The sequence below is a fragment of the Acidisoma sp. C75 genome (genome assembly GCF_054665095.1).
This window is the reverse complement of record NZ_BAAFHD010000002.1, coordinates 205,234-228,943: the sequence shown is the minus strand read 5'-3', so window position 1 is coordinate 228,943 and position 23,710 is coordinate 205,234. Positions and strand designations below refer to the sequence as shown.

Sequence of the window (23,710 nt, the reverse complement as noted above, 5' to 3'; positions counted from 1 at the left end):
AGGGCCGGCGGCCGCATGGCCGCCATCGGCGCGATGCAGCATCGGCTGGAGGCTGCCGGCTATATCGCCGAGCGCGATCTCGTGGCGACGCTGATGTTGATGGGCGAGCTGCGCCGCCCGCTGCTGGTCGAGGGTGATCCCGGCGTCGGTAAAACCGAAATCGCCAAGGCACTCGCCAAAAGTCACGAGACGCGGCTGATCCGGCTGCAATGCTTCGAAGGGCTCGACCAGCACCACGCCCTTTACGAGTGGAACTATCAGCGCCAATTGCTCGCGATCCGCCTGGCGGAGACTGCCGGCCCCGGCAGCCTCGCGGAGGAGGCGCTGTTCTCCACCCCGTATCTGCTGCGCCGCCCGCTGCTCGAAGCACTGCTGCAGCCGAGCCCCGCCGTGCTGCTGATCGACGAGATCGACCGGGCGGATGAGGCTTTCGAAGCCTTCCTGCTGGAAGTGCTCTCCGACTATCAGGTGAGCATCCCGGAGATGGGCACGATCCCCGCGACCAGCATCCCCCTCGTCGTGCTGACCTCGAACGGCACGCGCGAACTCTCCGACGCGCTCCGCCGCCGCTGCCTCTACGCCTATCTCGGAAGCCCAAGCTTCGCGAAGGAGAGCGCGATTCTCGCTCTCCGCCTGCCCGACCTGCCGGAGCGGCTGGCGCGGCAGATCGTGGAATTCGTCCAGGCCCTGCGCCAGCTTGGCCTCAAGAAGCCGCCCGGCATCGCTGAGACGCTGGATTGGGCGGCAGCCCTGCTCGGCCTCGGCATCGCCGGCCTCGATACCGCAGCGCCTGAGGATATCCGCGAAACCCTCGCCGCGCTGCTCAAGACGCGGGAGGATGTTCAGGCGCTTGAGCCGCCGGCGCTTGAGCGCCTGCTGGCGATCGCGGGTTAGCCGCCATGACGGAGCGCCCCCCGAACCACGCGCTCGGGGCCGCGCTCGCCGCGCGGATCACGGGCTTCGTCGGTACCCTGCGGGCCAACGGCTTCCTTGTCGGGATGCAGGAGCAGGCGGATGCGCTGCGCCTTGCCGCTGCCATTGGGGTGATGGAAAAGCAGCCGCTCCGCTGGGGCTGGCGCAGCCTGCTCTGCACCCGGGCGGAGGATTGGTCCCGCTTCGACGATCTGTTCGAGAGCTACTGGCTGCCGCCCAACCGCCGGGCCCTGGTCGAGACGCGGGCGGGCGGCGCGGGCCTCGCCGAGCGGAGCGATGCGGCGGGCGCTCCCGGTGGCCGGCCCGGCCCGGTGCTGGATCATGAGCCGGGGGCGGAGGACAGCGGCGTGCCGGGCGATGCCGCCGAGGCCGGGGCAAGTGCTGCCGCCAGCGCCGAGCAGGCCGATTTCCGTTCGCTCACCGACCGGGTACAAACCTACGCGATCGAAGCCGCCATCCGCCGCTTCGCCCGCCGCCTCAAGCGGCTCCGACTGCGGCGGGAAGGGGCCGCGCAGCGCGGCGCGCGGATCGATCTGCGGCGCACGATGCGGCGCAGCCTGGGCTCGGGCGGGGCATCGCCGCAGGCGCTGCGCTTTCGCGCGCCGCGCCGCCGGCGGCCGCGGCTGATACTCCTGCTCGATGTCAGCCGCTCAATGTCCCTCACCAGCTTCTTCTATCTGCGGGTCGCCCGCGCGCTCGCCCTCGAACTCGGCGATGTGCACGTGTTCCTGTTCCATACCCATCTCACCCACGTGTCCGAGGCGCTGAAGGAGGCCGATCCTTGGGCCGCGCAGGAGCGGTTGCAGTTGCTCTCGGCCGGCTGGGCGGGCGGCACCCGCATCGGCGAAAGCCTCGCCGCCTTCAACCGCCTCCATGCCGGTCGCCTGCTGCATGGCCGCACAGTGGTGATCATCGCGAGCGATGGCTACGATACCGGCCGGGCGGGGCTGCTCGGCGCCGAGATGGCGGCGATCGCGCGGCGCGCCCGGCGCGTCGTCTGGTTCAATCCCGCCAAAGCTGATCCGCGCTACCAGCCGCTCGCCCGCGGCATGCGCGAGGCGCTGCCCTTCATCGATCTCTTCACGGCCGCGCAGTCCCTTGCCACCATGGAAGCGGCGCTGACCGAGGTGCTTGACGTATTATGACCGCGCCCTTTGCCTTCTCCGCCGTCGTCCTGGCCGCCGGGCTTTCCACCCGCATGGGCGGCCCGCACAAATTGCTGCTCGATTTCGGGGGCGAACCGGTGCTTCGCCGCGTCGTCTCCGCCCTGCTGGCCCTGGGCCCGGCCGAGGTGGTTGTCGTTACCGGCCATCGCGCGGCCGAGATCGGCGCGGCGCTCGGCGGCCTGCCGCTTCGCCTCGTCCACAACCCCGATTACGCCGCGGGGCAGGCGGGCTCGGTCGCCACCGGCATGCGGGCGCTCGCTGCGCCCTGCGCGGCGGTGATGATCATGCTCGGTGACCAGCCGCTGCTCACCCCCGCGGCGCTCGCCCGCCTCCTCGCCGCCTATGGCGCGATGCCCGCCGACCGCTCCATGCTGGTGCCACTCTACCAAGGCACTCGCGGCAATCCGGTGATGGTGGCCGCCCGGCATATTCCCGCAATCGCCACCGGCGCCCTCAGGCTTGGCTGCCGCAAGCTGATCGAAATGTATCCCGAGGAGGTGGCGTTGGTAGAGATGGCGGACCCCGCCTTCATTCGCGATTGCGATACGCCAGAGGATTACGCCGCGCTCCGCGCCCATCTCGGCCGCGCAGCGGAGGGCCTGGCATGATGAGCACGGCCGCGCTCACCGCCCTCATCACACGCCTTACCCGCGACGCACAGCCCTTCGCGCTGGCGACCGTCGTGCGCAGCCGGGCGGCGACTGCGGCCCGGGCGGGGGCGAAAGCGGTGATCCTCCCCGATGGCTCCCTCGGCGCCGGCTGGATCGGCGGCGGCTGTGTGCAGGGGGCGGCCCTCCGCGCGGCCCGCGCGGCGCTCAGCGAAGGCAAGCCGCGCCTCATCTCAATACAGCCGGAGGAGGCGCTCGCCGCCCTCGCCGTCCACCCTGGGGAGGAGCGGGACGGCATCCATTTCGCGCGCAATGGCTGCGCGAGCCGGGGAAGCGTCGATATCTTCATCGAACCCGTCTTGCCGGCGCCGCGGCTCTGCCTCTTCGGCGCCTCGCCGGTAGCAGAGACGCTCGCCCGCCTCGCCCCCGAATGCGGCTTCACCGTCATCCGCGATACGGCGGAGGGGAGCGAGACGCCGCAGCAGGGCCAAGCGACGGCGGGCTTCGCCGTGGTCGCCACCCAGGGGCGCGGCGATGCTGCCGCCCTCAAGGCGGCACTCGGGCTCGGCGCGTCCTACACCGCCTTCGTCGGCTCTCAGCAAAAGGTCGAAAGCCTCAAGGCAGCCTTGCTGGCGGAGGGGCATCCGCCCGGGCCACTTTCCCGGCTGCATGGGCCGGCGGGGCTGCCCATCGGCGCCGCCACGCCGGAGGAGATCGCGCTTTCGATCCTTGCCGAAATGGTACGCGCGCGGCGCTGCCCGGCGCCCCAGCGGAAGGATGACGTGGAGGGTGGCGCGGATGACTGACCTGGCCGCCCTGTATCACGACAGCATCATGGCGCGCGGCCGCGAGCCACGCTTCTTCCGCGCATTGGCAGAGTTCGATCGGGAGGTACGGGAGATCAACCCCCTCTGCGGGGACCGGCTGACGCTCCGCCTGCGCTGCGATGCGGCCGGCAGCATCGCGGCGATCGGCGGCGAGCTTCGCGCCTGCATCATCTGCATCGCATCGGCCGATCTCATGGCCGAGATGGCCCAGGGGATGACAGGGGCGGACGCGGAGGCTTGCGCCACCGGCTTCGCAACGGCGCTCCGCTCCGGCGGCGAGGGCGAGGGCGAGGGCGAGAGCGCCTGGCCGCCACGGCTCGCCCCTCTGCAGATTTTTGCTCCGCTGCACGCGGCGCGCTCGCGCATCCGCTGCGCCCTCCTGCCGTGGCAGGGTCTCGTGCATGCGCTGAAACCGGAAGCCGCCGCCGATGCCAGCTGAAACGCCCGCACCGATCCTGGCACCCGCCATGATGCCTGACCCCGAGGATGTCCTCACCACGGCCCATGCCTGGCGCGAAGCTGGGGAGCGGGTGGCGCTCGCCACCGTCATCGCCACCTGGGGCAGTTCGCCCCGCCCCGTCGGCAGCCAGATGGCGCTCACGGCCTCAGGCCGCATTCTCGGCTCGGTCAGCGGCGGCTGCGTCGAAAGCGCGGTGATGGAGGCGGCGATGGCGACCCTTGCCGATGGCCGGGGGCAGCTGCTGGAATTCGGCGTCTCCACCGAACGCGCCTGGGAGGTGGGGCTCGCCTGCGGCGGTCGCCTCCAGATCTTCGTCGAGGAACTGGCGTGAGGCCGGAGATCCGCACGGCCCTGCTGGCGGCGCGCGCCGCCCGGCAGCCGGTGGTTCTGGCGACGAACCTCGCAACCGGCGGGCAGCTGCTCTGGCCGCGCGACGAACTGCCCGCGGATCTCGCGCGGGCCGCGCGCCAGGCACTCGCGGAGGATCGCAGCACCACCCTGCCGCATCAGGGCGACGCCTGGTTCCTCCACGCCTATCCGCCGCCGCTGCGGCTCTTCCTCATCGGCGCGGTGCATCTCGCGCAAGCGCTTCTGCCGCATGCCGCTCCGCTCGGCTTCACGCCGGTGTTGGTCGACCCGCGCCCCGCCCTCGCCACCGCCGAGCGCTTCCCCGCCGTGCCGATCATGACCGATTGGCCGGATGAGGCGCTGGATCGCGCCGAGCCCGATGCGCGAAGCGCGATCCTGGCCCTCACGCATGATCCGAAGCTCGACGATCCGGCGCTCGACCGCGCCTTGCGCTCGGACGCCTTCTATATCGGCGCGCTCGGCTCCCGCCGGTCGCATGCCGCGCGGCTCGATCGGCTGGCAGCCCTCGGCCATGCCCCGCCCGCCCTCGCCCGCATCAGGGGCCCGGTCGGCCTGCCGCTGGAAGCCATCACCACGGCGGAAATCGCGCTGTCGATCGCGGCCGAGATCGTCGCCGTGCGGCGCGGCAGCAGCCTCAGTTGGACGAGCCGAAAATGAGGCGCCGCGGCATCACCTGCCCCGCCGTGGCGCCGGGGCAAAGCCGGCAGGCGCTGCTCGGGCAAGCGGGGCTGGTGGCCTCCACTGCGATCGGCGCCGGGCTGCTGAGCCGCGCCCTCGGCCTCGGAGGCCTTGCCCCCATGATGCGGCCGGCGGGCGCCATGGGCACTGCAATGCACCCCGGCATGGCGCTGCAGATGGCGGTGCTGATGGCGCTCGTCGGGGTACTCATTCCGCGCCCGGCCTGCCTCGCCGCCTGGTTCGGCCTCGCGCGGCTCGGCCTCTGGGTCATCGGCCTGACCCTCTTCGCACTGATCGACGCGGCTGCCGTCATGGCGGCGATGGGTGCGCCCGATACGGCGACGGCAGCGGCACTTGCCGCCGCGCCGCTTTTCATCGGCCTGCTGCTGACGATCATCGTACCGAGCGGCGAGCGCTGCTGCATCGGCTTCATGCTGATCATGGCGCATTTCAGCCTGATGAGCTGGCCCTGGCTCGCGCTGTGCGCCGTCCTTGGCCGGCTCGGCGATGACGGGCTCTGCCAACTGGCCGCACCGCCAGGCCGAAGCGCAAGCCACGCCTCGGACAGGATGACGCGCGCGCTCCGGCGCCGTGCGGACTAAGACGCGCCGTCGCCCGGGCGCTGCTGCGCATACAGCAGGTCAGGGGCGATTTCGGGCGCGGCAATGGTGACGAGCCCCTCCGGCCGCGCCGCTCGGTAGTAGCAGGAGCGGCGGCCGGTATGGCAGGCGACCCCCTGCTGCTCCACGATCAGCAGCAGGCTGTCGCCATCGCAATCGAGCCTCAGTTCGCGGAGATGCTGCACCTGGCCCGAGGTTTCGCCCTTGCGCCAAAGCGCCTGGCGGCTGCGGCTGTAGTAGCAGACCCGGCCGGTGGCGAGCGTCTCCTCCACCGCCGCGCGGTTCATCCAGGCCATCATCAGCACCTCGCCCGTGCCCACCGCCTGGGCGATGGCGGGCACCAGCCCCGCGGCATCGAAGGCGATGGCGGCGAGAACCGCGGCGGAGCCTCGCGCCTCAGACACCGGACACCTCATTCAGGCGGGCGAAGCCGCGCTCGAGATCGGCCTTGATATCCTCCAGATCCTCGAGCCCGATATGCAGGCGCATGATCTCGCCGCCGAAGGCGCCGGTGCCGGCGCTGCGCTGGATGGTGCCCGAGGTCGGCAGAACCAGGCTCTCATACCCGCCCCAGGAGGCGCCGATGCCGAAGAGGGTCATGCCATCGATCATCGCCGAGACGGCATCGGGGCCGAATTCGGGGCGAAGGACGACGCCGAAGAGGCTGCAGGCCCCGGTAAAATCCCGCTTCCAGATAGCGTGGCCGGGTGAGTCGGGAAGTGCCGGGTGCAGCACGCGCAGAACCTCCGGCCGAGCCGCCAGCCAGTGGGCCATATGCAGCCCCTGCTCCATCTGATGGCGCAGCCGCACGCCAAGCGACCGCACGCCCCGCAGCGCCAGCCAGCAATCATCCGGGCTCGCGAACTGGCCGAGCGCCATCGCGCCATCGCGCACCACCTGCCAATGCGCGTGATCGGCGACAGTGACGGCACCGAGGATGATATCGGAATGGCCGCCGATATATTTCGTCAGCGCCTGGATCGAAACATCGACACCGTGGCGGAACGGCTGGAAGAAATGGATGCCCCAGGTATTGTCCATCATCACGACGGCGCCGCGCTGATGCGCGACGGCCGCCAGCGCCGGCACGTCCTGCACCTCGAAGGTATGGCTGCCCGGGCTTTCGAGGAAGAGCACGCGGGTTTCGGGCTGGAAGAGCGGTGCCAACTCCTCCGCCGTGATCATCGGATCATAATAGGTGGTGCTGATGCCCATCGCTTTCAGCATGCCGTCGCAGAAGCGCCGCGTCGGGCCATAGACGCTGTCGGGCACCAGCAGATGCTGGCCGGTCTTGAGGAAAGCGAGCAGCGGCGTGGTGATAGCGGCGAGGCCCGAGGAGACGATCTGGCAGCGCGTCCCGCCCTCGATATCGGCGACGGCGTTTTCCAGCGCGAAATGCGTCGGCGTGCCGTGGGTGCCGTAGATGAGCGCTTGCTCCAGCCGCTTGCCGCCCTCGCTCGCGCGGTGGGCGAGATCGGGGTGCAGCACGGTCGAGCCGCGGACCACCGCTGGGTTGACGAAGCCATGCACGCGCGGGCCCGGCCGGCCGAGCTGGGTCAGCCGCGTCGCGAAGCGCGCGCGGGAAGGCGAGGAGGCGTCGTGCTGGTCAGCCATTCTGTCCTGTTTCCACTGGGGTATCGGGGCGGCCGCCCCATTCGCTCCAAGAGCCATCATAAAGCGCGGGCTCCGGCAAGCCCGCGACGGCAAGGCCGAGCGCCAGCACCGCGGCGGTAACGCCGGTACCGCAGCTCGTTACCACCGGGCGGGTGCCATCGGCGCCTTGCGCGGCGAAGCGGGCGCGCAGCGCGTCCGGCGGCAGCATCGTCCCGTCCGCCGCGAGAAGGTCGGAGAAGGGGAGGTTGCGGGCGCCCGGCATATGGCCGCCCCGCATGCCGGGGCGCGGCTCGGGCGCGGCGCCGGCAAAGCGGGCGGCGGCGCGTGCATCGAGGATCAGCGCCGAACGATCCTCGACGATCCGGCGCATCTCGCTGAGATCGCGCACCGCCTCCGGCCGGAAGCGCGGCGTGAAGCGCGCGGCGATGAGCGGCGCCAGGGGCAAGCCCGGCTCCACCGCCCGGCCTTCGGCCCGCCATTTCGGCAAGCCGCCATCCAGCACCGCCGCCGCCGCATGGCCCATGGCGCGCATCATCCACCAGCCGCGCGCGGCGGAGAACAGCCCGAGCTGATCGTAGAAGACGACGCGCTTGCCATCCCCGATGCCGAGCCGGCCGACCATCGTGGCGAAATCCGCCGGCGCGGGCAGCATATGGGGCAGGTCGCTCGTCTGATCCTTGATCGCCTCGATATCGAAGAAGACGGCGCCCGGCAGATGCGCCTCGGCGAAGCCCGCCAGGGCGTTGCGCGGATCGTTCGGCAAAAAGAAGGTGCAGTCGCAGATGACGAGATCGGGCTCGGCGAGATGGTCGGCGAGCCAGGCGGTCGTTACCAGCGGTGTCATGCCCTCATCCTCCCCCAGGGCGGCTTGGCCTGCCGCCGCGCCGTCGAGTGTCCGCCCGGGCGCCACCGGAGGGCAAGAGCATGCCAGCGCAGCCCAGAACCTCCCGCCCCGCGCGGGCCGCGCCTATTCCGCGGCCATCTTGGGCGGCGGCTCGGTCATCGCCACGGCGCGGTTGAGATCGACCGACAGCAGGCGGGAGACGCCGCGCTCCATCATCGTCACCCCATAAAGCCGGTCCATCCGCGCCATGGTGTGGTGATGATGCGTGACGACGAGGAAGCGCGTGCCGGTTTCGCGCACCACCTCGTTGAGCAGGGTGCAGAGCCGTTCGACATTGGCATCGTCGAGCGGCGCGTCCACCTCGTCGAGCACGGCGAGCGGCGCGGGATTGCTGCGAAACACCGCGAAGATGAGGGAGAGCGCCGTCAGCGCCTGCTCGCCACCGGAGAGCAAGGAGAGGGTGGAGAGCTTCTTACCCGGCGGCTGGGCATAGATTTCGAGGCCCGCCTGCAACGGGTCATCGGCGCCGACGAGCGCCAGATGGGCGCGGCCGCCGCCGAACATGCGCGCGTAGAACATCTGGAAATTCTGGTCGATCTCGGCGAAGGCGGCTGTCAGCCGCTCGCGCCCCTCGCGGTTGAGATGGCCGACCGAGCCGCGCAGCTTGGCGATCGCCGAGACGATATCGCCCTTTTCCCGGTCCATCAGCTCAAGCTGGCGGGTGATCTCCTCCGCCTCCATCTCGGCGCGAAGATTGACCGGGCCCATCTCCTCCCGCTCCTTCGTCAACCGCTCGAATTTACGGCGGGCCTTCTCTTCCGCCTCCTGGCTCGGCTCGCCGGCGATTTCGGGGAAAGCAGGATTGGCGCCGAGCCGCTCCAGCACCCGCTCGGCGACCGTGCCCCAATGATGGTCGGCGGCTTCGAGCGCCGCCTCGGCGCGCACCAGATTCTCGCGCGAAAGCGCCTGCGCCGTCTCGGCGGCGCGAGACGCCTTTTCCGCCGCCCGCGCTTCGGCCTCCGCCGTGCGCAGCCGCTCGGAGGCGGTGCGGTGCGCGGCTTCCGCCTCGGCCAGCAGGGCCACTTGCGCCGCCCGCTCGGCGGCGAGCTTCTCCGGCACCGCGACGAGGGCGGCATGCTCGGCCTGCGCCTGGGCCTGGCGTTCGCCGAGATCGGCGATATGGCTGCGGGCGGCGGTCGCCCGCTCGGCCCAGCCCTGCCGCTCCCGGGCAAGCGCCGCGCGGCGTTCCGCGCGGCTTTTGCCGTCCCTGATCAGGCCATCGCAGCGGGCGCGGCTGTCGCTCTCCTCGCGCCGGGCGCGTTGCAGCGCGCTGCGGGCGGCCTCCACCTCGGTCCGCATGGCGGAGAGATCGGGCAAGGCTGCCGCCTCGGCCCGTATGGCCGCCAGGGCAGCCTCCGCCTCGGCCCGTTCAGGCTCCGCCGCCTCGATCTGCGAGACGATGCCGGAGAGGCGGGCTTCCGCGGCCGCTGCCCGGGTGGCGAGCGCCGCTGCGGTATTGCGCAGCCGCTCGGCCGCCTGATCGGCCTCCCGACGGGCAGCCCGCGCCGCCTGTTCCTCGGTGAGGCTGGCGCGATCGGCCGCCTGCGCCGCATCCTGTGCCGCCTTCGCCTCGGCGGCCGCCTGGTCCGCCAGCGCACCTTCGTCGCGCAGCCGGCGCAGGCGGTTGCGCTGGGTCAACCGCACGGTCGCCGCGGTCGGCGTGCCCGGCTTGATGGTATAGCCATCCCAACGCCAGACGCCGCCTTGCTCCGAAACCAGGATCTGCCCGGGGTGGAGATGCGGTTGCAGGCCGGGCGCCGCCTCGGCCGGGCAAAGCAGGATGTGGGAGAGGGCGCGCGCCAGCGCCGCCGGCCCCTGCACCAGCGCGCCGAGCGGCTGGCAGCCTTCGGGCAGCCGAGCCTCCTGGTCGAGCGGCGGCAGCGCCCGCCAATAGCGGGCGGCGCTCTCCTCGGTCGCGGCGCTCAACTCCTCGCCGAAGGCGGCGCCGAGGGCGGATTCCAGCCCCGGCGGCACGGAAAGCTCATCCACCAGCGAGGCGGCGCCGCGGGCATTCTCACCCACGCTCAGCACCTCGCTCAGCGCGCGGATCTCGGCCTTCAGCCGGGTCGCCGCCGCTTCGGCCGCATTGGCCTTCTCGCGCGCCGCCGCGAGGGCAGCCTGGGCTGCAACCCGCGCCCGCTCGGCGCTTTCCTGCCGGGTCGCGGCATCCCGCCGTGCCGCTTCCGCCGCTTCCGCCGCGGCCTTCGCCTCGGCAAGCTTCTCCGGGGCGATGAGGTCGGCCGCGAAGCGTTCGCGCTCCACCGTCAGCCGCGCCACCTGCTCGCCCGCGCGCCGGCTGCGCGCTTCAGCCTGGGACAGGCGGCCGGTCAGCGCCTGGGCCGCCGCGGTCAGCGTCGCATGCCGCTCGGTCGCCGCCTGGGCCGCGGCTTCGGCCTGGCGCGCCGCCTCGGCGGCGGCGCCCATGGCGGCTTCGGCCTCGGCCAGCCGGGCGTCGGCCTCGCCCTCGGCGGCGGCCAAAGCCGCATCCTCGGCGGCGAGGCGCGCTTCCGCCTCCGCCGCATCGCGCATCATGCCTTCGGCCCGGCCGAGATCGCGCGTCGCCTGCTCCAGCCGTGCGGCAGCCGAGGTGATGGCCGCGCGGGCTCGCGCCTCCTCGGCGGCGATCTGCTCGGCCGCCACCTTCTGCCGCTCGAAGCCGGTGCGGGCCTCGGCCTCCGCCGCCCGCAAGGCGGGCAGCAGATCATGCCCCTCGCCATGCGCGGCCTCCGCCTGGCGGGCCGCGGCGGCAGCCTCCGCCGCGCGGGCCTCGGCCTCGGCGAGCGCGGCGCGGGCGGCGATGCGGCCCCGTTCGGCGCGAAGATGCTGGATGCCGAGGAATTCGGCCTCCGCCGCCCGGATGAGGCCCGAGATGGAGCGGTAGCGCGCGGCCTGGCGGGCCTGCTTCTGCAAGCCCTGCAGCTGGATCTCGACCTGGCCGCGCATATCCTCGGCCCGCTGCAGATTGGCCTCCGCCGCCCGCAGTTTCAGCTCCGCTTCATGCCGCCGCGCCGCCAGCCCGGCGATGCCGGCAGCCTCTTCCAGGATGGCGCGCCGTTCCTCGGGCTTGGCACCCACGATCGCGGCCACCCGCCCCTGGCCGACCATGGCGCAGCTCCGCGCGCCGCTTGCCATATCGGCGAACAGCGTCTGCACGTCCCGCGCCCGCACGTCCCGCCCGTTCAGCCGGTAGCCGCTGCCGGAGCCGCGCTCGATCTTGCGGGTGATTTCGAGATCCGCCTGCTCGTGATGCGGCGGCGGCACCATCCCCGCCGCATCCTCGAGCTGGACGGTGACTTCCGCCATGTTGCGCGACGGCCGGGTGGTGGTTCCGGCGAAGATGATGTCGTCCATCTCCCCGCCGCGGAGGGAGCGGGCATTCCCCTCCCCCATCGCCCAGCGCAGCGCGTCCACGATATTGGATTTGCCGCAGCCATTCGGCCCGATGATGCCCGTGAGCCCCGGCAGAATGTCGAGGCTGGTCGCGTCGGCGAAGCTCTTGAAGCCCGCGATGCGCAGGCGGGCGACCCGGGCGGGCATCCGCTGCTACCCGGCCAGCCCGATGGCGGCGGTGAACTCGTCGTAGCTCATATCGCCGGCGACGGTCTTGCCCTTGATGCGGAAAGAGGGCGTCGCCTCGATCTTGTAGAGCTTCTCGTCCTCCACCTGCTGCGTCTGAATCCAGGTCTTGAGCGCGTTGTCGGCGACCGCCTTGTCGAAGGTCGGCCGGTCCATCCCGGCGAGCGCCGCCATCTTCCACAGCTCGTCCGTATAGTTCACGCCGGGGGCGAAGGCCCAGGTATCCTGGCTCGCGAAAAGCGCGGTGACGAAGGGGTAATACTGGTCGGTCGGCAGCCAGCGGGCGATCATCGCCGCCTCCAGCGCCACCGCATCGAGCGGGAAATCATGATAGACGATGCGCAGCTTGCCCGGCTTGACGAGCTTATCCATCACCTCCGGCATCGTGGTCATCGAGAAATGCGCGCAATGGGTGCAGGTGAGGGAGAAGAACTCCTCCACCGTCACCGGCGCGGTGGCCGAGCCGATGAAGCGCGCGGTCTCGGTCGGCGGCGTCTGGTCCGCCCGGGCGAGGCGGGGGGCCACCATGGCGGCGGCCAGGCCTGCACCGGCGACGGTGAAAAAGCGGCGAGAGATCATCAGCAGAACCTTCTATATCTTGTGGTGAATAGCAGAGGTGGCAACTAGCTGTCGATATTCGCGTCGAGTCTCGCGAGCAACCGTCAGGACTGGCGGGGTTTCCGGCGGGCCTCTACCGCCTGGCCGAGGCGGGCCAGCGCCTCATGCAGCGGGCCCGCCGCGATGCCGGGCAGAGGGGGCGGCGGGGGCAGCGGCGCGGCTTTTGCCGGCCGCGCGGCGGGGCGGAGCGCGCCGGGCGCCAGCGGCACGAAGCGAAGGCGCTGCACCAGCGGCCGATCCCGCCCGGCGCCGAGATGCGCGTTCAGCCGCTCGATGAGCTGCGGCGCGAGATGCTGCAATTCCATGGCGACCGGCCCTTGGGCGCCGATCGTCAGCGTGCCGGCCGAAAGCTTCTGCGGCAGGGTGAGGGGTGCGAGCGTCGGGCCCATGATCTCCGGCCAATCGATCATCAGCTGGGCGCCAGCGGGGGAGCGGCGGCGATAGCTCAGGCGCGTCACCCGCGCGATGAGGCCGCCGATCGGCCGCATCGCAAAGCTGCGGGCCGCGGCATCGGGCTGGGCTCGCGCCTTGCCCTCCGGCGCCCGCGGCGCCATGCTCCGCCCTGTGCCGCGCGCCTCCCGCCCCTCCCGACCGTCCCCGCCATCCGTGGTGAGTTCATCCTCGTCCATGGCAGCGCCGCCCTCCATCTCCCGCCTGCTTGCCTGGTATGGCCGCCACCGCCGGATTCTGCCCTGGCGGGCGCTTCCAGGCGAGGCGGCGGAGCCCTATCGCGTATGGCTCTCCGAGGTCATGCTACAACAGACGACGGTGCAAGCCGTCATCCCTTATTATGAACGATTTCTAAGCCTTTTCCCGAGCGTGGGCGCGCTGGCGGCGGCCGAGGATGGCGCCGTCATGGCAGCCTGGGCGGGGCTCGGCTACTACGCCCGCGCCCGCAACCTGCTCGCCTGCGCCCGCGCCGTGGCGGCCGCCGGCGGCAAGTTTCCCACCAGCATCGCCGGGCTGCGCGCGCTGCCTGGCATCGGCGACTATACCGCCGCCGCGATCGGCGCCATCGCCTTCAACCTGCCCGCGGTGCCGGTGGACGGCAATGTCGAGCGGGTGCTGAGCCGCTTCTTCGCCATCGAGACGCCGCTGCCGGCAGCCAAGCCGCGCATCCGGGCGGAGGCGGCGCGGCTGATGGAGCAGGCCGCGGCCCGCGCCGCGCCATCCGATACCGCCCAGGCGCTGTTCGATCTCGGCGCCACGCTCTGCACGCCGGCGAATCCGGCCTGCGCTCTCTGCCCCTGGGCGGAAGCCTGCGCCGGCCGGCGCCAAGGAATTGCCGCGAGCCTGCCGCGCAAAGCCCCCAAGCCCGCCCGGCCGCGCCGCCACGGCGCGCATTTCCGCCTGACCGACGCCGCCGGCCAGATGCTGCTGCGCCGCCGGCCGGCGCGCGGGCTGCTCGGCGGCATGGTGGAAATCCCCGGCACCGAATGGCGGGCCGAGCCCTGGACGATGGCCGAGGCGATCGCCGCCAGCCCCCTACCTGCAGCACCCTGGGCGGCCCTCGGCCAAGTGCGGCACGTCTTCACCCATTTCGAACTTATCGTCGATGTCTATGCGGCGTCGCTTCCATCCCTTCCGGCGTCGGCTACGGCCAAGGGATTTCTCTGCCCACCGGGCGAGCTTGGCGCGCAGGCGCTGCCGAGCCTGATGGCCAAATGCCTCGCCTTGGGCCACAACAGGATGCCGCAGGCCAAGCCTGCCGCAGAGACCTCCGACCTTCTCGTTCAGGAAGCAAAAGCATGAAAACCCGTGCCGCCGTCGCCCGCGCCAAGGCCCAGCCGCTCAGCATCGAAACGGTCGATCTCGAAGGCCCGCGCGAGGGCGAAGTCCTCGTCGAGATCCGCGCCACCGGCATCTGCCACACGGATGAATTCACCCTCTCCGGCGCCGATCCGGAGGGCATCTTCCCCTCCATCCTCGGGCATGAGGGCGCGGGCGTGGTGGTCGATGTCGGCGCGGGCGTGACCAGCCTGAAGAAGGGCGACCACGTCATCCCGCTCTACACGCCGGAATGCCGCAACTGCGAATACTGCCTCAGCCGCAAGACCAATCTCTGCGTCGCCATCCGCGCGACGCAAGGCCGCGGCCTGATGCCGGACGGCACCTCCCGCTTCTCCTGCGAAGGCGCGCCGATCTACCACTACATGGGCACCTCGACCTTCTCGAACTTCACGGTGCTGCCGGAAATCGCGCTCGCCAAGATTCGGGAAGACGCACCTTTCGAGAAGGTTTGCTACATCGGCTGCGGCGTCACCACCGGCATCGGCGCCGTCATCAACACGGCGAAGGTCGAGCCCGGGGCGCGCGTCGTCGTTTTCGGCCTGGGCGGCATCGGGCTCAATGTCGTGCAGGGCGCGCGGCTGGCCGGCGCGGAGATGATCGTCGGCGTCGATCTCAACCCCGGCCGCGTCGCGATGGCCGAGAAGTTCGGCATGACGCATTTCGTCAACCCGGCGGAGGTCGAGGGCGATCTCGTCCCCTATCTCGTCAACCTCACCAAGGGCGGGGCCGATTACAGCTTCGAATGTATCGGCAATGTGAAGGTGATGCGCCAGGCGCTGGAATGCGCCCATCGCGGCTGGGGCAAGTCGATCATCATCGGCGTGGCACCGGCCGGCGCCGAGATCAGCACCCGACCCTTCCAGCTGGTGACGGGCCGGCAGTGGCTCGGCACCGCCTTCGGCGGCGCCCGCGGGCGGACCGACGTGCCCCGCATCGTCGATTGGTACATGGACGGCAAGATCAATATCGACGATCTCATCACCCATGTCCTGCCTTTCGAGCAGATCAACGAGGGGTTCGACCTCATGAAGCGCGGCGAATCGATCCGCACCGTCGTCACTTACTGATCGCGCGCCGCGGCGGCAGGCGGGGCCCGCGCCGCGTCTATCGCCGGCCGCCCTATCGCCGCGGCCCCGGCGTAAGCGCCGCGACGGTTCTCGCCTTCCGCTCCGGCTGGCTCGCCGCCTCGATGGCGGCGACCGTCTCGGCCGGCACGCCGCGGGCGAATTCCTCCGCCAGGATGAAGCCGACGCCGAGCAGCACCGGTCCGAGGAAGACGCCGAGCAGCCCGAAGGCGAGCGCCCCGCCGAGCACGCCGAGCAGGGTCAGCACGAAGGGCAGATGCGCGCCGCGGGCGATGAACCAGGGGCGGATGAGGCTATCGGCGATGGAGATGCCGATGCCGCACCAGAGGCCGAGGGCGACGCCGGCGACATCCGCGCCGCTGCTGAGCAGCCAGATCGCGGCCGGCACCCAGATGAGCGCGCCGCCCCCCGGCACCAGCGAGAAGAAGGTGCCGACGAGGCCGAGCATCCCCGCATTGGGCACGCCGCTCAGCCAGAGGCCGAGGCTGAGCAGCAGCCCCTGCACCACGGCGGTACCGAGAATGCCATAGACCGCGCCGCGCACCGTCGCGCCCACGATGCGCAGCAACCGCTCCGCCTGGGCGCCAGCGATGCGATAGAGAATGCCGCTGATGCCGCGCGCCAGCCCCTCGCCATAGAGAAAGAGAAAGAAGGCGAGGAACAGCGCGAGCCCCATGCGCACCACCCCATCCGTCACGGCGAGGAGCACGTGCAGCCCCTCCTTGGCCGCGAAGCCCATATAGGGATGCAGCGCCGCCAGCAGGCTTTCGAGATCCGCCGACCACTTGTTCCAGACATCGGCAATGGTTCCGCCGAAGATCGGAAAGGCCGAAACCCAGCCCGGCGCCGGCGGCAGGCCGAAGATCAGCACCTCGTTGATCATCCGCCGCAGATTGGCGACGTTCTGCAGCCCGCTCTGGGCGATGAGGGACAGCGGCAGGAGCACCAGAAGCGCGGTCATGACGATGACAAGCAGCGCCGCCACCCCGCGCGGCAGCCGGCCGCGCATCCGCAGCCAGGTATAGATCGGCCAGGTGATGAAGGTGAGGATCGCGGCCCAGGCGATGGCGGCGATGAAGGGTTGCAGCACCGCGAGGCAACCCGCGACGAGCATGCCGAGCAGTACCCAGATCAGCAATCGTTCGGTCAAGGCGAAGCTCTCTCTCGGCAAAAGGCGGCGGAGGCCGCGACTGTTACATTAAATCACGCGGCCAAGCATCCGCCGCGTCGCCCCGCTTGTCCTTACCGCAGCCGAAACCGGGTCCCTGGGCGCGCGAGGCCGCCGCTCGGCCGTTGATCCCGCCCGGGCGCGTGCTATCACTCGGCCAAGATGACGGGCGCGCATCGCTTGCGGATCGGACCTCCGAGCCAAGTCTGCGCCGCAGGCCGAAGGACGGGCGGATGACCGATGTGACGGAACAGAAGGCGGAGCATGCGGCGGGCGACGCGGTGGCGGCGGCCGACGCCTCGCACGAGGCGCCCCCTCTGCCGCATGCGGCGGAAGCGCCGGCGGCCGAGGCAGCTGCGGCCGAGCACGGTGCGGAGGATCTGGCTGGCGCCGGTCCTGGCGCAACCCATGACGCGGCCGCGCCGGCCGCACTCGGCTACGATCTGACCGCCGCCGAGCTGGAACGCGCCTTCCACGCCGCCCGTACGCCCCGCGCCTGGACGGCGCGGCCGGTCGCGGAAGAGACGCTGCAACACCTTTACGATCTCATGAAACTCGGCCCGACCTCGGCCAATTGCGCCCCGGCTCGGCTGGTCTTCCTGAAGAGCCGCGAGGCGCGCGAGAAGCTGCGCCCGGCGCTGACCCCCGGCAATCTCGATGGCGTGATGAAGGCGCCCGTCACCATCATCGTCGCCTATGATTCGTCCTTCTACGATTTCCTCCCCCGCCTCTATCCGCAGGCCGAGGATGCGCGGGACTGGTTCGCCTGGAATCATGATTTCGCGCAGGAGACCGCCCTGCGCAACGGCAGCCTGCAGGGCGGCTACCTCATCCTCGCGGCCCGGCTGCTCGGGCTCGATTGCTGGCCGATGTCCGGCTTCGACAATGCCCGCGTCGATACCCTCTTCCTCGACGGGCGGGGCTGGCGGTCCAACTTCCTGCTCAATATCGGCTATGCCGAGCCGGTCGAAGGGCCGCGCAACCCGCGCCTGATGTTCGAGGAAGCGTGCGAGATCCTGTGATCCTGGCTCGCGTGCATGCGCGGTGGGGCATTGGCCGCCGCGGCGCCCTATGCTAGCCTGGGCAATATGACCACCTTGCCGCTGATCGCCGTGCTCAACGGCCCCAACCTCAATATGCTCGGGCTGCGCCAGCCCGAGGTCTATGGTTCGGCGACGCTCGACGATGTCGAGCAGCTTTGCGCCGAAACCGCGGAGCTGCTCGGGCTCGCTATTGATTTCCGGCAGACGAACAGCGAGGGTGAGCTGATCTCCTGGGTTCAGGAATGCCGCGGCCGGGCCAGCGGCATCGTCATCAACCCGGCGGGCCTCAGCCATACCTCGATCGCGCTCATGGATTCCCTGCTCGCCGCCGAATTGCCGGTGGTCGAGGTCCATATCTCCAACATTCACCGCCGGGAGGAATTCCGGCACCACTCTTATGTCTCTAAGGTCGCGACCGGCGTGCTCTGTGGCTTCGGTATCCACAGCTACGCTCTCGGGCTGACCGCGATGGCACGTATTCTGGAGGGAGGCCTATGAACCCGCTGTCTTTTGATCCAGAGGATATTCGCGAGCTTGCGGCCATTCTCGATGCCACCGGCCTCAGCGAGATCGAACTCTCCGACAAGGACCGCCGCATCCGCCTGGCGCGCAAGCCAGCCCCGGTGAATTACGTGCAGGCGGCGCAGACCGCCGCCCCTGCCGCGGCACCGGCCGCCGCCATCGCCGCGCCGAGCGCCGCGCCGGTGGAGGCCGCCGCCACGCTGCCCGATGCGAGCCATCCCGGCGCGGTGACGAGCCCGATGGTCGGCGTCGCCTATCTCTCGCCCGATCCGGACAGCGCCAATTTCGTCAGCGTCGGCCAACGGGTGGAGGCGGGGCAGACGCTCCTGCTGATCGAGGCGATGAAAACCTTCAACCAGATCAAGGCGCCCCGCGCCGGCACGGTCTCGCGCGTCATCATCGGCAGTGGCACGCCGGTGGAGTTCGGCGAAGTCCTGATGATCCTGGATTGAGGACGCCGGACCGGTAATGTTCAAAAAAATCCTTATCGCCAATCGCGGCGAGATCGCGCTGCGCATCCAACGCGCCTGCCGCGAAATGGGCATCGCCTGCGTCGCCGTCCATTCCACGGCCGATGCCGATGCCATGCATGTGCGGCTGGCCGATGAGAGCGTCTGCATCGGCCCGCCCGCCGCGCGGGATAGTTACCTCAACATCCCCGCCATCCTCTCGGCCGCCGCCATCACCGGCGCGGATGCGATCCATCCCGGCTACGGCTTCCTCAGCGAAAATGCCAGCTTCGCCGAGATCGTGGAGGCGCACGGCATCACCTTCATCGGCCCCACCGCCCAGCACATCACGGTGATGGGCGATAAGATCGCCGCCAAGGATACGATGCGGGCGCTCGGCGTGCCGCTCGTCCCGGGCTCGGAGGGCGCGCTGCCGGATCTCGGCGCGGCGGCCGAGGTCGCGGCCAGCATCGGCTATCCCGTGCTCATCAAGGCGGCCGCCGGCGGCGGCGGGCGCGGCATGAAGGTCGCCCGCACCGCGGACGAGCTGGCGGAAGCCTGGAAGCTCGCCCGCACCGAAGCCAAGGCCGCCTTCGGCAACGATGCCGTCTATATGGAGAAATACCTCGATCGGCCGCGCCATATCGAGATGCAGGTGCTGGCCGACAACCACGGCGGCGTCGTGCATTTCGGGGAGCGTGACTGCTCCCTCCAGCGGCGCCACCAGAAGCTGCTGGAGGAGGCAGGCTCGCCCGCCATCAGCCCGGCCGAGCGCGATGCGCTGGGCGAGACGGTGACGGCCGCACTGAAGGGGCTCGGCTACCGCAACGCCGGCACCTTGGAGTTCCTCTATCAGGACGGGCAGTTCTGCTTCATCGAGATGAACACCCGCCTTCAGGTGGAGCATCCGGTGACCGAGATGGTCTGCGGCGTCGATCTCGTGCGCGAGCAGATCCGCATCGCCTCCGGCGAGCCGCTTGGCTACACCCAGGCTGACATCACCTTCTCGGGCCATGCGATCGAGGCGCGGGTGACGGCGGAAGACCCCGAAACCTTCACGCCGAGCCCGGGCGTCATCTCCGCCTTCCACGCCCCCGGCGGGCTTGGCGTGCGGGTGGATAGCGCGATCTATGCCGGCTACCGCGTGCCGCCCTATTACGATTCAATGATCGCCAAGCTCATCGTCCATGCGCCGGACCGTCCGCAGGCGATCGCCCGCATGCGCCGCGCGATCGAGGAATTCGCGGTCATCGGGGTCAAGACCACTTTGCCGCTGCATCAGCGCATCCTCAGCGATCCGGGCTTCCAGGCAGGTGATTATACCATTCACTGGCTTGAGAAGTTCGTCGCCGGAGAGGCGTGAGCGCCTTGCGGTGGCGCGCCGCTCCCGCCGCGCTGGTCTTCGCCTGCATCCTCGGCCCCGGGCTCTGCGCGGATCTCTTCCCGGGCCTCGGCGGGGGCGCGGCCATGGCCGCGGCTGAACCGCCCTTCACCTGGCCAGATAGCCCGGCGGCGCGGGCCGAGGCGGAAGCCCGCCTCCTCAGCCTGCAAGCGGCACTCGCGCATCAGCCGAGTGCCACCCGCGTGCTCGGCGAATGGTGCGCCCGCTATCACCTGGCGCCCGATCCCCAGATCGTCGCGATCCAGGTGAAGGGCGCGCCGCATGCGGCGCCGGCAAGCGTGCGCCACAACCTCGCGCTACGGCCGGGCGAGGCGCTCGGCTATCGGCGCGTGCGGCTGCTCTGCGGCGCGCTCGTACTGTCGGACGCCGAGAACTGGTATGTGCCGGATAGGCTGACGCCGGCGATGAACGCCCTGCTCGACCATACCGACACGCCCTTCGGCCTCGCCGTGAAGAGCCTGCACTTCACCCGCCGCACGCTCGCGAGCGAGCGGCTGTGGCGGCCAGAGGCCACCCCGCCGGGGCCGAGGCTTGCGATCCCCGAGCACGTGCTCCGCAACATCGGGCTGCTGACGGCGGAAGGCGGCGCCCCCATCTCCCAGGTGATCGAGAACTATACCGCGGCCGTCCTCGGCCCCGCGCCGTGATCATCGCGCCATGCGCGGCAGGGCCAGCCGCGGGCGCCATTCATCGCTGGCGCGGCCTGGCGCAAGGGCGCAAGATTGCGTTTTCATCCACCCGCCCGGCTGGGCGGCAGCGCGAACGAGCGGCCGGGGCACATCGGCCGCCCAAGGGTTTGGAACCATGCTGAATACGCTCTCCGCCACCATGCATCTCAATGCGCGCGACAATGTCGCGATCGCGCGCGTCGAAATCCCGCAAGGAACCAGCCTGCCGGATCGCGGCCTCGCCGCGCTGCAGCGCATCCCGCGCGGCCATAAGATCGCGCTCCGGCCGATCCCCAAGGGCGAGCCCATCCTGCGCTACGGCCAGGTGATCGGTTTCGCCAGGGAGGATATCGCCCCCGGCAGCCATGTCCATGTGCAGAACTGCGAGATCCATGATTTCGCGCGGGATCATGCCTTCGGCGTCGATGCCAAGCCGACCGCGTATATCGAACCGCGGGCGACCTTCCAGGGCATCATCCGCCCCGATGGCCGGGTGGCGACGCGCAACTACATCGGCATCCTGACCTCGGTGAACTGCTCGGCCGGCACCGCGCGCTATATCGCCGAGGCCTTCCGCCGCAATCCCTTCACGGGTGATGCCGGGCTGCTGGCCGATTACCCGAACGTGGACGGTGTGGTGGCGCTCACCCACAAGACCGGCTGCGGCATGGCGATCGCCGGGGAGGGGATGGATACGCTCCGGCGCACCATTGCGGGCTATGCGCAACACGTGAATTTCGCCGCCGTCCTCGTCATCGGCCTCGGCTGCGAGACGAACCAGATCGGCCCCATCATGCAGAGCCGTGGCATCCAGCCGAACAGCCGGCTCGCCACCATGGTGATCCAGGAATCGGGCGGCGCGCGCAAAAGCATCGAAGCCGGCATCGCCCGCGTGCGGGAATTGCTGCCCGAGGCGAATAGCGTGACGCGGGTTCAGGTTCCCGTCTCCAACCTCACCGTCGCGCTGCAATGCGGCGGGTCGGACAGCTTCTCCGGCCTCACCGCCAATCCGGCGCTCGGCCACGCTTCCGATCTCATCGTGCGCCACGGCGGCACGGTGATCCTGACCGAGACGACCGAGATCTACGGTGCCGAGCATCTGCTGACCCGGCGGGCGGTGAGCCCTGCGGTCGGGCAGAAGCTGCTCGATCGTCTCGCCTGGTGGGAGGATTACACCCGGCGCAATGGCGGCGAGATCGACAACAACCCCTCCCCCGGCAACAAGGCCGGCGGTCTCACGAATATCGTCGAGAAATCGCTCGGCGCGGTCGCCAAGGCGGGAACGACCAACCTCGTCGATGTCGTCGGCTATGCCGAACCGGTGACGGAAAAAGGCCTCGTGATCATGGACGGGCCAGGCTTCGATCCGGTCTCCGCCACCGGCCAGATCGCGGGCGGGGCCAATATCCTCTGCTTCACCACCGGCCGCGGCAGCGTGTTCGGCTGCAAGCCGACGCCCTCGATCAAGCTCGCCACCAATACGCCGCTCTACGAGCGCCAGCCGGATGACATGGACATCAATTGCGGCACCATCGCCGATGGCGCGGAAACGGTGGAGGAGTGCGGCCAGCGCATCTTCGAGACCATCCTCAGCGTCGCATCCGGCACCCGCACCAAGAGCGAGGAGATGGGCTTCGGTGATGACGAGTTCGCCCCCTGGCAGCTCGGCGCCACGGTCTGACAGGCGCTGGCCGATGATGCCCGCGTGAGCGGCGATCCGGCGCCTGGCGGTCCGGCAGCGGAGAGGCTGGCGCCTGAGGCGATCTATCAGGCGACGATCATGGAGCGTGCGCGCCGGCCGCGCCACCAGGGCCATATCGCCGCCCCGGATGCCGCGGGCGCGGCGCGCAACCCGCTTTGTGGCGATCGCGTCTCCCTCGAACTCAGCCGCCATGCGGATGGGCGGATTGCTCTGGTGCGGCATCAGAGCCGCGCCTGCGCGATCTGCGCCGCCGCCACCGATCTGATGGCCGAACTGGTGGTGGACCGCACGGCGGAAGAGTCCGCCGGGCTGTTCCGCCGCTTTGCCCGCAGCCTGCGGGGCGGGCAGCCGATCGGCGATGATGCCGCGCTCGCCCCCCTCGCCTGCTTTCAGCCGCTCGGGGCGATTCCATCCCGCATTCCCTGCGCCCTGCTCGGCTGGGAAGCGCTGCTCCTCGCCCTCGGCGTCGGGGAAGAGGAAGCCTGACGCGCCGCCTGCGGTCAGAGCACGAGGGCGGCCGCGCCCGGCCCGCGGCGGCGCGCGCCATGGGCTTCGGCCCGCTGCATCAGCCCGGCCAGCGTCACGCCGCTCAACTGCCGCCGCAAATTGGCCTCCAGTTCCTGCCAGAGCGGCTCAAGGGCGGCGGCACGCAGCGCCCCGCCCGCGGCCTCGCCATGCGGCACCTCCTCCGCCGTCACGGCGGCGACGATCTGGGAGAGCGTGATGCGCGCGGCGCTGCGGCCGAGGCGATAGCCGCCCCGGGGGCCGCGCAGGCTTTCGAGCAGCCCGGCCCTGGTCAGCACTTGCAGCACAGGCTCGATGCCGCGCCGGGCCATGGCGAGGCGGTCGGCGATATCGCCCGCGCTCTCAAGCCGCTCGCGCCCGGCATGCCAGCCGATATCGAGCATCACCGCCACTGCCGTATAGCTGCGCTCACGCCGCATGAGCATCGGCCCGTCCTCCGGATCATCCGCCGGCATTGGGCGATGCGCGGCCTGCCGCTCTCATATAGGCAGCGATACGAGCCGGGGGAGAGCCGCCTCGGCGCGGCATGCGGAAATGCTGGCCTCGCCCGAATGCTCGGTATAACGAACATGTGACGGAATTGCATGTCACCACGCTGCACTGCGCAATGGAATCTGCCGAAGGACGGGCTTATGTTGCATCGCATCACAAATGCTGAGGAGCATGACCATGGCCCTTCTCGCCCATTCCCAGTCTTCCAGCCTCGGCCACAGCCTGAACGGGCGCATCCAGGCGCTGCGTCTCCGCTTCGAGCGTTTCGTCGAGGCGCGCCGTGAACGCGCCCGCCTCGTCCGCGAACTCGAAACCTACTCGGATGAGGAACTCGGCGAACTCGGCCTCAGCCGCCTCGATATCCCGGCGGTCGCCGCCGGCTCCTACCGCCGCTGATCCGAGACAGGCCTTTCGCCCGGCCAAGCGAAGGGCCTTGCCGGTGGCAGTGCCGGGCGGTGCCGCGCCGAACCTTCCCGCTCAGCGCGCAGCC

At 70.5% G+C, this 23,710-nt stretch carries 26 protein-coding genes; 18 read left to right on the top strand and 8 right to left on the bottom strand.

The genetic code is table 11. From position 1 onward, the window contains the following. Positions 1 to 15 precede the first annotated feature (15 nt). Genes ACYQ7X_RS03360 through ACYQ7X_RS03325 form a run of 8 tightly spaced genes read left to right on the top strand, consistent with a single transcriptional unit; the run spans position 16 to position 5,643 of the window. Entirely contained in the window at positions 16 to 894 is an 879-nt protein-coding gene (locus ACYQ7X_RS03360) for an AAA family ATPase (RefSeq protein ID WP_459695417.1), read from the top strand. 5 nt (positions 895 to 899) lie between these two features. Continuing rightward, positions 900 to 2,078, top strand: coding sequence for a vWA domain-containing protein (locus ACYQ7X_RS03355; protein ID WP_459695416.1), 1,179 nt, complete (start codon positions 900 to 902; stop codon positions 2,076 to 2,078). Further along, the gene (locus ACYQ7X_RS03350) at positions 2,075 to 2,707 is read left to right on the top strand and encodes a nucleotidyltransferase family protein (RefSeq protein ID WP_459695415.1); all 633 of its coding nucleotides are present in this window, start codon (positions 2,075 to 2,077) and stop codon (positions 2,705 to 2,707) included. Before ACYQ7X_RS03355 ends, ACYQ7X_RS03350 begins: the two co-directional genes overlap by 4 nt. Next, on the top strand, positions 2,704 to 3,513 hold the full coding sequence (locus tag ACYQ7X_RS03345; RefSeq protein WP_459695414.1) for an XdhC family protein: 810 nt from the start codon (positions 2,704 to 2,706) through the stop codon (positions 3,511 to 3,513). Before ACYQ7X_RS03350 ends, ACYQ7X_RS03345 begins: the two co-directional genes overlap by 4 nt. After that, entirely contained in the window at positions 3,506 to 3,973 is a 468-nt protein-coding gene (locus ACYQ7X_RS03340; RefSeq protein ID WP_459695413.1) for an iron-sulfur cluster assembly scaffold protein, read from the top strand. The genes ACYQ7X_RS03345 and ACYQ7X_RS03340 overlap by 8 nt, the downstream gene beginning before the upstream one ends. Further along, the gene (locus ACYQ7X_RS03335; protein ID WP_459695412.1) at positions 3,963 to 4,325 is read left to right on the top strand and encodes an XdhC family protein; all 363 of its coding nucleotides are present in this window, start codon (positions 3,963 to 3,965) and stop codon (positions 4,323 to 4,325) included. Before ACYQ7X_RS03340 ends, ACYQ7X_RS03335 begins: the two co-directional genes overlap by 11 nt. Beyond that, a complete protein-coding gene (locus ACYQ7X_RS03330) occupies positions 4,322 to 5,020 on the top strand; it encodes an XdhC family protein (protein ID WP_459695411.1) in 699 nt (232 codons plus the stop codon). Before ACYQ7X_RS03335 ends, ACYQ7X_RS03330 begins: the two co-directional genes overlap by 4 nt. Next, positions 5,017 to 5,643, top strand: a complete 627-nt coding sequence (locus tag ACYQ7X_RS03325) for a hypothetical protein (RefSeq protein WP_459695410.1) — start codon at positions 5,017 to 5,019, stop codon at positions 5,641 to 5,643. The genes ACYQ7X_RS03330 and ACYQ7X_RS03325 overlap by 4 nt, the downstream gene beginning before the upstream one ends. On the opposite strand, the gene hisI is transcribed toward ACYQ7X_RS03325, so the two are convergent. The 6 genes from hisI to ACYQ7X_RS03295 all read right to left on the bottom strand — a co-directional run bounded on the left by hisI (position 5,640) and on the right by ACYQ7X_RS03295 (position 13,002). Next, a complete protein-coding gene (hisI, locus tag ACYQ7X_RS03320; protein WP_459695409.1) occupies positions 5,640 to 6,077 on the bottom strand; it encodes a phosphoribosyl-AMP cyclohydrolase in 438 nt (145 codons plus the stop codon). The genes ACYQ7X_RS03325 and hisI overlap by 4 nt on opposite strands. Continuing rightward, positions 6,058 to 7,275, bottom strand: a complete 1,218-nt coding sequence (gene metC / locus ACYQ7X_RS03315) for a cystathionine beta-lyase (RefSeq protein ID WP_459695408.1) — start codon at positions 7,273 to 7,275, stop codon at positions 6,058 to 6,060. Before metC ends, hisI begins: the two co-directional genes overlap by 20 nt. Next, entirely contained in the window at positions 7,268 to 8,119 is an 852-nt protein-coding gene (gene sseA, locus ACYQ7X_RS03310; RefSeq protein ID WP_459695407.1) for a 3-mercaptopyruvate sulfurtransferase, read from the bottom strand. The genes metC and sseA overlap by 8 nt, the downstream gene beginning before the upstream one ends. 123 nt (positions 8,120 to 8,242) lie before the next feature. After that, a complete protein-coding gene (gene smc / locus ACYQ7X_RS03305; RefSeq protein ID WP_459695406.1) occupies positions 8,243 to 11,716 on the bottom strand; it encodes a chromosome segregation protein SMC in 3,474 nt (1,157 codons plus the stop codon). A gap of 6 nt (positions 11,717 to 11,722) precedes the next feature. Further along, positions 11,723 to 12,334 (bottom strand): thioredoxin domain-containing protein, encoded by a 612-nt coding sequence (locus tag ACYQ7X_RS03300; protein WP_459695405.1) that lies wholly within the window; start codon positions 12,332 to 12,334, stop codon positions 11,723 to 11,725. Between the two features lie 83 nt (positions 12,335 to 12,417). Continuing rightward, a complete protein-coding gene (locus tag ACYQ7X_RS03295; protein WP_459695404.1) occupies positions 12,418 to 13,002 on the bottom strand; it encodes a DciA family protein in 585 nt (194 codons plus the stop codon). Between ACYQ7X_RS03295 and ACYQ7X_RS03290 the strand changes: the two genes are divergently transcribed. Next, positions 13,001 to 14,125: an A/G-specific adenine glycosylase gene (locus ACYQ7X_RS03290; RefSeq protein WP_459695403.1), complete on the top strand. Its 1,125-nt coding sequence runs from the start codon at positions 13,001 to 13,003 to the stop codon at positions 14,123 to 14,125. The two genes, ACYQ7X_RS03295 and ACYQ7X_RS03290, sit on opposite strands and share 2 nt — an antisense overlap. Next, the gene (locus ACYQ7X_RS03285; RefSeq protein WP_459695402.1) at positions 14,122 to 15,231 is read left to right on the top strand and encodes an S-(hydroxymethyl)glutathione dehydrogenase/class III alcohol dehydrogenase; all 1,110 of its coding nucleotides are present in this window, start codon (positions 14,122 to 14,124) and stop codon (positions 15,229 to 15,231) included. Before ACYQ7X_RS03290 ends, ACYQ7X_RS03285 begins: the two co-directional genes overlap by 4 nt. A 52-nt stretch (positions 15,232 to 15,283) precedes the next feature. On the opposite strand, the gene ACYQ7X_RS03280 is transcribed toward ACYQ7X_RS03285, so the two are convergent. Further along, a complete protein-coding gene (locus ACYQ7X_RS03280) occupies positions 15,284 to 16,399 on the bottom strand; it encodes an AI-2E family transporter (RefSeq protein WP_459695401.1) in 1,116 nt (371 codons plus the stop codon). 251 nt (positions 16,400 to 16,650) lie between these two features. Here ACYQ7X_RS03280 and ACYQ7X_RS03275 point away from each other — a divergent pair, with 251 nt between their 5' ends. The 7 genes from ACYQ7X_RS03275 (at position 16,651) to ACYQ7X_RS03245 (ending at position 22,689) form a co-directional block, all read left to right on the top strand. Continuing rightward, the gene (locus ACYQ7X_RS03275; protein WP_459695400.1) at positions 16,651 to 17,439 is read left to right on the top strand and encodes a malonic semialdehyde reductase; all 789 of its coding nucleotides are present in this window, start codon (positions 16,651 to 16,653) and stop codon (positions 17,437 to 17,439) included. A 66-nt stretch (positions 17,440 to 17,505) separates the two neighbouring features. After that, positions 17,506 to 17,958, top strand: a complete 453-nt coding sequence (gene aroQ / locus ACYQ7X_RS03270; RefSeq protein WP_459695399.1) for a type II 3-dehydroquinate dehydratase — start codon at positions 17,506 to 17,508, stop codon at positions 17,956 to 17,958. Beyond that, positions 17,955 to 18,434 carry an acetyl-CoA carboxylase biotin carboxyl carrier protein gene (accB, locus tag ACYQ7X_RS03265; protein WP_459695398.1) on the top strand — a complete coding sequence of 160 codons (480 nt, stop codon included), beginning with the start codon at positions 17,955 to 17,957 and terminating at the stop codon, positions 18,432 to 18,434. Before aroQ ends, accB begins: the two co-directional genes overlap by 4 nt. Before the next feature lie 16 nt (positions 18,435 to 18,450). Continuing rightward, positions 18,451 to 19,794 (top strand): acetyl-CoA carboxylase biotin carboxylase subunit, encoded by a 1,344-nt coding sequence (accC, locus tag ACYQ7X_RS03260; RefSeq protein WP_459695397.1) that lies wholly within the window; start codon positions 18,451 to 18,453, stop codon positions 19,792 to 19,794. Continuing rightward, complete coding sequence (locus ACYQ7X_RS03255) at positions 19,791 to 20,480, top strand: hypothetical protein (protein ID WP_459695396.1); 690 nt, start codon at positions 19,791 to 19,793, stop codon at positions 20,478 to 20,480. Before accC ends, ACYQ7X_RS03255 begins: the two co-directional genes overlap by 4 nt. Positions 20,481 to 20,637: 157 nt before the next feature. Further along, on the top strand, positions 20,638 to 22,182 hold the full coding sequence (locus ACYQ7X_RS03250; RefSeq protein ID WP_459695395.1) for a UxaA family hydrolase: 1,545 nt from the start codon (positions 20,638 to 20,640) through the stop codon (positions 22,180 to 22,182). A 24-nt stretch (positions 22,183 to 22,206) separates the two neighbouring features. Further along, positions 22,207 to 22,689, top strand: coding sequence for an iron-sulfur cluster assembly scaffold protein (locus ACYQ7X_RS03245; RefSeq protein ID WP_459695394.1), 483 nt, complete (start codon positions 22,207 to 22,209; stop codon positions 22,687 to 22,689). A 14-nt stretch (positions 22,690 to 22,703) separates the two neighbouring features. Here ACYQ7X_RS03245 and ACYQ7X_RS03240 read toward each other — a convergent pair whose 3' ends face one another. After that, entirely contained in the window at positions 22,704 to 23,153 is a 450-nt protein-coding gene (locus tag ACYQ7X_RS03240) for an RrF2 family transcriptional regulator (RefSeq protein ID WP_459695393.1), read from the bottom strand. Positions 23,154 to 23,397: 244 nt separating this feature from the next. Here ACYQ7X_RS03240 and ACYQ7X_RS03235 point away from each other — a divergent pair, with 244 nt between their 5' ends. Then, positions 23,398 to 23,616: a DUF1127 domain-containing protein gene (locus ACYQ7X_RS03235; protein WP_459695392.1), complete on the top strand. Its 219-nt coding sequence runs from the start codon at positions 23,398 to 23,400 to the stop codon at positions 23,614 to 23,616. Positions 23,617 to 23,710: the final 94 nt, after the last annotated feature.